We start from the raw sequence: 9,116 nt of genomic DNA on the forward strand, positions 1-9,116 counted from the left end.
GTTTAGTCACTTACATTATACCATGAGTTTCTCTTTGAGTCTTCTTTTTTGTGTCATTTTATTTTACAACTTGCCAAAATGGAGAATATGCATATGCAATTTTGTCCTTGATGTAATCAATAAACTGTACTACACTAATATACGGCGGTATGCTCACCAATACATATATTGTCGGGCATTACACTTGACTCTATGTAAACATTTGAAAATCAAGGTTTTCGCATAAAAAAACTGCACACCGTTCTGATAACGCATTGTATCAAAATTGGTGTGCAGTTTTGAAAGTAAAGACCTATTATAATACAAATGCACACCTGTTAAAGCATTTCGTTATGTTTTTAGCTATCGTTAGTAGGATAAAAGATCACAGTGGTTATCATTGTATTTATAAGTCTTTAAGAATCTCTGCAAAAATCGGCGATATTACATCCCAGTTCTTGTACCAGCTCTTCATAGCGTTGAAGTAATTGTCCTCCCATTTTTCGGTAACACGCTCCAGAGATTCAAGAGCAGTGTCCTCGGAAGGAGCGTGGTAGATAGTTTTCAGATCATTGGCGAACTCTTTCTTATTCTTCTCGCCGACGTATTTAAGCGTATTTCTAACCTGATGAACGATGCAGCGCTGGAGCTCTGTCTGGGGAAACGCCGCTGAAACTGCTTCCTTCATGCCTGTAAGTCCGTCAGCGCAGATGACAAGAATATCCTTAACTCCGCGATTTTTCAGCTCATTCAGAACTCCGAGCCAGTACTTGGCACTTTCGCTTTCGCCGATATGTATGGATAGGACTTCCTTGTGACCTGTCAGGCTTACAGCAAGTATTACATATGCTGCGAGCTTTCTGATTTGCCCATTATCGCGAACGGAAAAGTGTACTGCATCGATGAAAACTATTGGATATACCTCGTCAAGAGGTCGTTTCTGCCATTCCTCTATCTGCGGAAGAAGGCGGTCTGTGATGTCTGACACCATACCATCACTTACTTCAAAGCCATAGATATCCTCTATTGTTTCGCTTATCCGGCGTGTCGTCATGCCCTTTGCGTACAGCGATATTATCTTCTGCTCAATGCCCGAGATATCCTTCTGTCGCTTCTTTACCACCTTTGGCTCAAAGGTACCGTCACGATCCTGCGGAACGCTCATATTCATGATATCCAAGATGCTCGTCCATTTCGGACTCCAGCATTTCCTGTATCGTTCCACCAAGCAGATCCTTGAGAGCGTCCTCTATATCCTTAGCAGTTCTGATATCATACTCCTGCAGCAAACCTGCAATGATATTCTTCTTTCCTTCACTCATCGGTTCTCTTTTTCGTCTTCCCATAAAAAATCAGCCTCCTGTGTTATTTCTATTTCACCACAGTTTGCTGACTTTTTACAGACTTTTTTCAGAGGCTCGCGTTCGCCCGTCAAATGCGTTCGCCCCAACGTCACACAATTTACGTCCGCAATCAAAATAATTACGCATTACGAATTACGCATTATAATAATTCCGAATTCCGAATTATAAAAGTTTGCCGTTGATGAAAGCTGCCGAAAGTGGTATACTATACTTATAATTATACTTATCATGAAAGCGGTGCTGACTATGTCACAAAAAGAACAATGGCGAATTGAAAAAGAACAGCTGGTCAAGGATTATCACAATGCAAATCTCAACACTAAAAAAGGCGGCGTTGTGTTTACAGGCTCTTCTCTGATGGAAATGTTTCCGCTGGAAAAATGGATAGCCCAGCTGCCCGACCCCAAGCCGATAGTATATAACCGTGCTGTCGGGGGATATAAAACCGAGGACCTGCTGCCTATTATCGACATCTGTGCAATAGAGCTTATGCCTACTAAGGTGTTTATAAATATCGGCACAAACGACCTGAGCGACAGCTCGATACCTCTCAGCACCATAATGGAAAACTACGGCAAGATACTGACTGCTATAGAAACTGCCCTGCCCGACACGGTAATATATCTTTTAGCGTATTACCCCGTGAATTCAGAGGCTGCGTCGGAGGAAATGCGTGAGTGTTTAAAAATACGCACCAACGAAAAAATCGCTGCTGCAAATCAGGCTGTAAAAGAGCTTGCCGCACAGCACGGTCACCGATATATTGACATTAGCGCAAATTTAAAGGACAGCTTAGGCAGACTCAAAGCCGAGTATACCATAGAGGGTATGCACATCAATGAGGAGGGCTACAAAGCCATTTTCCCTGACCTGATGAAATACGTCCTCGAATAAGCTAACAGCAAAAACGGCAGTACGCACATTTCTCTGCGTACTGCCGTTGATTATTTTATATTATTTTTCTTTTTTCTTTATCATTACAGCTACGCCTGCAAGAACAGCTGAGCCTGCAAGAAGTACCGCTGCGGCTCCTCCGCAAAGTGAACCTGTCTGAGGGTTATCGTCTGAGACTGTTCTGTCTGCTGATGATGTTTCAATGCTTTCCACATTGTCGTCAGCTGCGGAAACTACGTCAGCTCCGCTTGATGTTACGTCAGACTCTGCAGCATTTTCGTTGCTGCTAACGTCCTCACCGTTGTTTTCAGCCTCGCTGCTGTTGTTATCTTCTCCGTTGTTGTTATCTCCTTCTGCATTGTAAGCGAACTGTGCAGCAGGAGTTTTGCCTGAGCAGATCTCAATGCTGTCGATAGTGTATGTTCCGCTCTTAACTGTTATCTCAACATTATGCTCGCCGCTGTCAAGTCCGTACAGATAATATGAAAGCTCTCTGTCACCGCTCTTAACGGTAGTGATCTCATCACCGATAACATTGCCGTCAACCTTTACAGAAAGCACAACGTCCTTTGAGCTTGCGCCGTTTACAGCAAAGCCTGTTCCGTTGAATGTGAACGCTGCTGTTGCGCCTTTCTTTGCCTTAGAGGAGGTTCTGTGCAGGCACTTATAAGAACCTGTTGTGGAATACTCCCATGTGCCTGAATTGGTGATAAATCCGCTCATATCGTCGTATCTTGTGATATAAGGGTCAATATCGTCAACAGCCTCTGCCTTGAAATTATCAAAGCAGTTGTTATTGTATGAGCTGAAATAAGCTGCTCTGCCTGCACCAAGCAATGAATCCGAGCTGCTCTCATAGCTGATAACTTCCTTGCCGTTAACACTTACTGTTATCTTATTTGCAACAGCTGTTACCTTAACGTTTACCCAGCTGTGTACGTCCACACCGCTCAGAGAAGCAGTTTCAAGCGCGATGCCGTTTCTCATCAGCTGAATATTGCCGTCCTCGTAAAGCTTTGCCCAATAGCCGCTTGTGCCGCTTGCTGCAAGGTTATATCTCAGACCCAAGCCTGCATAATTCTTTGAAGGCTCGTCGCTGCTTGAAAGCTTAATATCAGCAGATACAGAGTAGTTGAACCATCTGTCATCTCCGAAATTAGTTGTCGGGTTAGGTGATGAACCCCACTCCTTGCCCTTGATGTCAGGAGTTATCATCTGCATAACAACGTTGTTTCCGTCAACGTTCTGAACCTCAAATGCTCCGCCCTCATCGGTGGTGTATCTCGGCATATTTCCTCTTGATGAAAGATAGTCCTCGCTGTATGAAGAGTACTCATAATCATCGGAATAAGGCAGCGACAGCACTCCGCTCTCATGCTCTGTATATTCCTTTTCCTCAACTTCAAGAGTTGATACTGTTACCATTGAGTAAGGCTCTACAGTAACGCTGTATGTATATGCATCGCCTTCGCTTTCAGGAGTAATCTCATCGACCTTCTTGAAATAGTCAGCCTTGTAATCTTCTCCGTCTGTGCCCTTTGTCTGCCATACATAAACCTTATCGCCTGCTTTTTCAAGGTTCTCAACGGTGAAATTATATGTGATAGGTTCATCTGTGGTGTTTGTGATAACTGTGCTGTGGTCGCCTGTTTCTGTGTCGGTCGCAGTCATATAGCTGTATGTAGCGTCAACGATAGCGTGACCATCTCCGCCTGCCTTGCCGTCGCCGTAGCAAGCGCCATCAACAAATGCCCAACCCTGCTTTATAAACTGAGAGAAATGCAAAGCCATATAGAAACCGCTGTCCAGCGTATACGCACCGCTCCACGGCTCGTTAGCAGTAATAAGCTGCTTTTCGCAGTAGGTTGCACCGTCATAATAAGCAGATACCGCTGGCTGATATTCATAGAGAGTCATCTCTCCGCCGGGGTACATTGTGATTATTCTGTTGGCAATATCCAATGCGCCGCCTATGTCAGCCAGACCGGAGCTTTTGCCGTCATATTTTGAAACGCCCTCGGCGTCGCTCATTGGAGAGCTTGCCTCGCTGAACCAAATCTCCTTGCCGTACTCGTCAGCAAGCTTTTTAGCGTTTGAAGAAGCCCAGCTTGTGTAGTGGCTGCCGATAACGTCTATTGCATCGCACAGCTCAGGATCAGCCAGCATTTTGTCAGCTACCTCCCATGTGCATACCTCATCGCCTGCTACTATTTTTATATTGGAATAATCATAAGGGCAGTCAGTTTCGCTGTCAAGGTGCGAAGCAAGATATTTCACCCAGTCTGAATCCGTTCCACGCTCGTTCTGAGTTGCGCTGACATAGTCAAACTTTAAGCCGTAGGTTTCATACGCAGCGTCAAGTGTTTCCTTATACCACTTATATCTTGCAGCGTAAACGTCAGATGATGAGGATATCCACTTAGGCTCTCCCCACCACAGCATATCAAGGGTCAGGTCGGGGTTGATAGTTTTAGCGTCAGCAGCAAGCTGATAGCCTGCGCCCCTTGTTACGTCGGCAGCCTCGTCAGAGTATCTCATTACAGACGGCTCTGTTCCCGAAGATGAGTTTACATCTGCACCCATTTCAAGCTTAAGATGGCTCATAGCCAGTCCGTCCTCGCCGAACAGGTAATTCAGAATCTCCCAATAAGCCTCAGGGTTTTCGTTCTTATAGTCGATAAGCAGACGTGATGAATTGTTCGCACTTATCATACCCTGTCCTCTGTAAAGCTTGTTGGAAGCAGTCTGGGCGTTGTCGCCGTCAATGACCACATCTCTTGTCAGGCCCTGAGCAGACGCAGGCTGAGCCGCAAACTGTGCAGCCATAGGCCACATCAGAGAAGCGCATACAAACGTCGCCAGAATACGTTTCAGTTTCATAAATAAACCTCCCTAAAATTTAATCAGCCGCACCCTGCGGCAATACTGTCAATGTGCAGCAAAACGCTCCTCGCCGCACAGCATTGTTTGTATAATATATTATCACACGGCAGGCAAAGGGGCAATGTGCTTTTTTGCTTAAAACTATATAAAAGTTGCGGTGTTGACAAAAGGAACAGGTATGTTGTATAATATAATCGGGTGATTAGTATGGGTTGCATTGAGCATTTGGAGTTTTATGATAATATAACGTATTTCGGCGAGCATCGCCACACCTCCTGCGAGTTGCTGTATCTGCACGAGGGGGAAACTGAGCTGCGCTGCGGAGGGGAAACATTGACTGTCAGGCCGGGTATGATATACATTATCCCCAGCTGCGTAATGCACGAAAACAGTCCGGTAAACACAAATGTATACAAGCGCACGCTGATGTTTTTCAATCCATGGAGGTTTTGCAGCAGCTGGAACAGCGACATTATGCAGAAGGTAATTATGGGGTTTGCGGCGCAGGTGCCAATAGCTGCGGAGGACACCTTTGGCGGAGAGGAGCTGATAGACAGCATTAAAGCCGAGCTTGAACTCAATGACGCACTTTCCGAAGCTGTTATTACTGCGCTGCTTGCAAGGCTGCTTTCTGGGATAATCAGGGGTTCGGGGGTAATTAATATTTCAGACGGCAAGACTGACAAAGTAGTGCTTGAGGTCAAGGAATACATAAATCAACACAGTGCCGATCCTATCAGAATATCGGAAATTGCAGACAAGTTTTACATAAGCAAATATCATCTCTCCCACATTTTCAAGGAACAGACGGGAATGTCGCCGAAGCAGTTTCTGACCTACACACGCCTTGCAAACGCCTACTGTATGCTGTACAGCGAGGATACAAAGCTTTCGGAGATAGCCGACCGCTGCGGTTTCATCAGCCCGAGTGATATGACAAAAAAATTCACCGAACACTACGGACTAAGCCCCTCACGTTTCAGAAAAGAGCTTAAAGCCAAGAAATTTGACCACTGAGGCAAAGCAAATTTTATATAGAATACACAACGGAGATTTTCCAAACACACATTAGCGTTCAAGCAATTCGCAATTATGAATTATGAATTCGGAATTAAAGGTGTCCGACTTCGTCGGACGGATTTTTAAAATGATAATTAAGCAGAACATAACGGGTGAACATTTTCGGACGAACATTTTTGGGCGGTAATCAACGGGCGAACACAGTTCGCCCCTACGGGTTAGGCGGCAATGCAAATTCATTTTGTTTCCCGATATAATTTGTGTCAACGCCACAATTCCGAATTCCTAATACCGAATTGTATAGTATAAAAAGGCGCCCCCTATGCAGTTTGTTGGGCTGCATAGGGGGCAGGATTTTAAATATATTTAAAGGAAGTTGTAAGTTGGGTTACTGAAGTGATTGCAGCATCTGATTGATGTGATTTTCCCACTGTCTCGACCTTAAATTTTAAGCATTCTTTTCTCAACAATATCTGATAAGTTGCAAAGGGTTATATTTTCAGCCTTGGCTGCCTCTTCTAAAATCTTATCATCAAAACCAGATTCTGAAAAGAGATAATAATAGAATTCTGATTTTTCCTTTTGGGGCGACAGTTTTGTAACAGTATCCAGATATTCAGAATATCGGAATGGGTTGTTTTTAAACTTACACTCCCCTACCAGATACTGCGTTGCTTGTTTGGAAACAGCGAGAATATCAATTTCTGTTTCCTGCACTTCTCTTTTATCATCTTTTCGTCTGACCGTTGTTTTTCCCCACCAACGTCCCATTTGAGAATATCGAAATGGCAGAGCATTGGCTTTTTGCATTTCACGAACATATTCACGACAGATGTCCTCGAAAACAGACGCTGCAAACTCGTGAAGCTGCGGAGCAATGGCATATTCATAAACACCATCTACATCACCGCCTTCCAGTTCCGAGTAATTTGTAAAAACAAAAGCATACCAAAACCGAAAGAAATTATCCGTCAGATGATAAAGTCCACGATTGGTATTTGCTTTCTCTTTTATCCCATCAGAAACAGAAAACTCACGTTCGACAATTTCCAGTTCGATCAGATTCTTCAAATATACGCTTGTTTTCGAAGTGTCATCCACCAATGATTTCATACTAATTTTATTGAGTTTTGTATTGCCAAGAGCAACTGCCTCAATGATAGAATTGTACAATGGTGTTTCCCTCAATTCCTGCCGCAAAAGAAATTCCACTTCGCTATATAGTGTACAGCCCTTGGTGAGAATATTTTTCTTGATATTCTCTGCAAGTGGCAGACCGCTGTCAAATTGTTTCAGATAATGCGGAATACCGCCAAGGATCGCATAAGCAAGTACTTTATCCCGATCAGAATAATTCGGAAAGAACTGAATGGCTTCATAAAAGCCCAATTCTTTCATCTTATAAATCCCAGTTGCTCTGCCATAAAGGGGATTTTTTTCTGCAAGGATCTCTTTTTCGATAAAACTCATTGCACTTCCACATAAAATCAGCATAACATTCTCGTCTTTTAAGATTTCATCCCATAAATTCTGCAAAATGGACGGAATGCTTTGATTGCCCTTGCACATATAAGGAAATTCATCGATCACCACCAGCTTTTTGGCATCACCATATGGCAATTCCGTGATGGCACGAAGTGCTTTCTCCCAGTCTGAAAACTCTGTTATATAAGAACGAGCCGGAATATTTTCTCTCAGTAGTTTTTCTGAAAAGTTTTTCAATTGCATTTTATCTGTACATTCTCTGCAAGAAAAAAAGATATGTGGTTTTCCTTTACAGAACTGCCGAAGTGTCTCCGTTTTTCCAACACGTCTGCGACCATACAGAACGATCAACTGTCCGTTTTTTTGGCGATATTTGTCTTCTAAAAATTTCAGTTCCGCTTCTCTGCCAATAAACAATGTACTCACTCCTTTTCTCAAATCGAGATTTAGTAAATCGTGATTTGATATTATTATACCACGAATTTGAAGAAAATGCAAGTGGTACAGAAAAAACTCATTAAAACTTTGATTTTAAATAAGGTTGATCTAGGAAGAATGATTATAGCTTTATCGTGATATTTGAAATCTACACAAATTTCGAGAGATCATTCCAAATTGTTCTAATGAATCAATTGATTTTTTTATTGACTCAGGTGGAAATCGTTTTGCTTTGTATTCTAACCAATTCTGAAAGCCTTTAATGATGCCATCTGTGTTATTTATATTCTACCACAGTTGACTGAGTTTTTACAGACTTTTTTGGGGAGGATCCGCCTAACAAATAATGTGTATTTTCTTTGCACAGCAAAACCCTCCTATGGTTTCTATTATACCATAGGAGGGGCTTTTTGTCATTGTCTGTTTTTACTGGGGCTGTTCGTACTACCCCAGAGATTTGTTACTTTCTTATTAGTTGTACAGTTTCAAAAGTGCATCCAACAGGCGATAAGCCTCCTCACGGTAGTAGTCGGTATGCTTTGATCTCTTGGACTTGATTTCATCCAGATTGATGTTTGCAAGACCGGCTTTCAAGATGTCAGCAGACTGCTTGCGGACGGTATTAGCGGCATCATGGCCGAGATGCATTTTCTCCTGAAACTTGGCTCCCTTGCTGCCGTTCAGAAGAAGCAGAGCAGCAAGACCATGTTTCGGTGAACGGTCGATGAGGTGATGAATAAGATCGGAGAAAAGTTCTCCGGTTTCCTGCTTTGCGGCTCTGGCGATCATCTTGTCCTCCGGTGACGGAACAGAAGCAAGGTCGAGGTCGTATTCATCAGCCATCTGGTCGAGAGATACTGAATTCGGCACTGCGTAATGACCGAGCTGTTCATTCACCGCCAAATTAAATGAATTGCGAGCTGCTTTAGCAACAGTCTCTGGAACAGCTATGTACAGCACCTTGAAGTTTCTCCCTGTGTATCGTCTATAATAAATTAGACAGAAAACATTTAGCCGTGGTATAATAGAAAAAAGGAGGAAAATAAAATGGCA

Annotated in this window: 5 protein-coding genes and 1 pseudogene; 2 read left to right on the forward strand and 4 right to left on the reverse strand. The window is 43.3% G+C overall.

The genetic code is table 11. The annotated features are described in order from the left end of the window. Nucleotides 1–409: 409 nt before the first annotated feature. A pseudogene (locus Q0E19_RS11425) lies at nt 410–1,325 on the reverse strand (IS256 family transposase); the annotation flags it as partial. Between the two features lie 264 nt (nt 1,326–1,589). Between Q0E19_RS11425 and Q0E19_RS11430 the strand changes: the two are divergent. Continuing rightward, the gene (locus tag Q0E19_RS11430) at nt 1,590–2,237 is read left to right on the forward strand and encodes a GDSL-type esterase/lipase family protein (protein WP_294409655.1); all 648 of its coding nucleotides are present in this window, start codon (nt 1,590–1,592) and stop codon (nt 2,235–2,237) included. Between the two features lie 60 nt (nt 2,238–2,297). Here the strand turns inward: Q0E19_RS11430 and Q0E19_RS11435 are convergent, their stop codons facing one another. Continuing rightward, the gene (locus tag Q0E19_RS11435) at nt 2,298–5,117 is read right to left on the reverse strand and encodes an NPXTG-anchored protein (protein WP_294409656.1); all 2,820 of its coding nucleotides are present in this window, start codon (nt 5,115–5,117) and stop codon (nt 2,298–2,300) included. A gap of 210 nt (nt 5,118–5,327) precedes the next feature. On the opposite strand from Q0E19_RS11435, the gene Q0E19_RS11440 reads away from it, so the two are divergent. Further along, the gene (locus tag Q0E19_RS11440; protein WP_294409657.1) at nt 5,328–6,137 is read left to right on the forward strand and encodes an AraC family transcriptional regulator; all 810 of its coding nucleotides are present in this window, start codon (nt 5,328–5,330) and stop codon (nt 6,135–6,137) included. 444 nt (nt 6,138–6,581) lie between these two features. Here the strand turns inward: Q0E19_RS11440 and Q0E19_RS11445 are convergent, their stop codons facing one another. Further along, nucleotides 6,582–8,042 (reverse strand): ATP-binding protein, encoded by a 1,461-nt coding sequence (locus Q0E19_RS11445; protein WP_294409658.1) that lies wholly within the window; start codon nt 8,040–8,042, stop codon nt 6,582–6,584. 492 nt (nt 8,043–8,534) lie between these two features. Further along, entirely contained in the window at nt 8,535–8,933 is a 399-nt protein-coding gene (locus Q0E19_RS11450) for a hypothetical protein (RefSeq protein ID WP_294409660.1), read from the reverse strand. Nucleotides 8,934–9,116: the final 183 nt, after the last annotated feature.

This window comes from uncultured Ruminococcus sp. (assembly GCF_934476685.1).
Classification (GTDB): domain Bacteria; phylum Bacillota; class Clostridia; order Oscillospirales; family Ruminococcaceae; genus Hominimerdicola.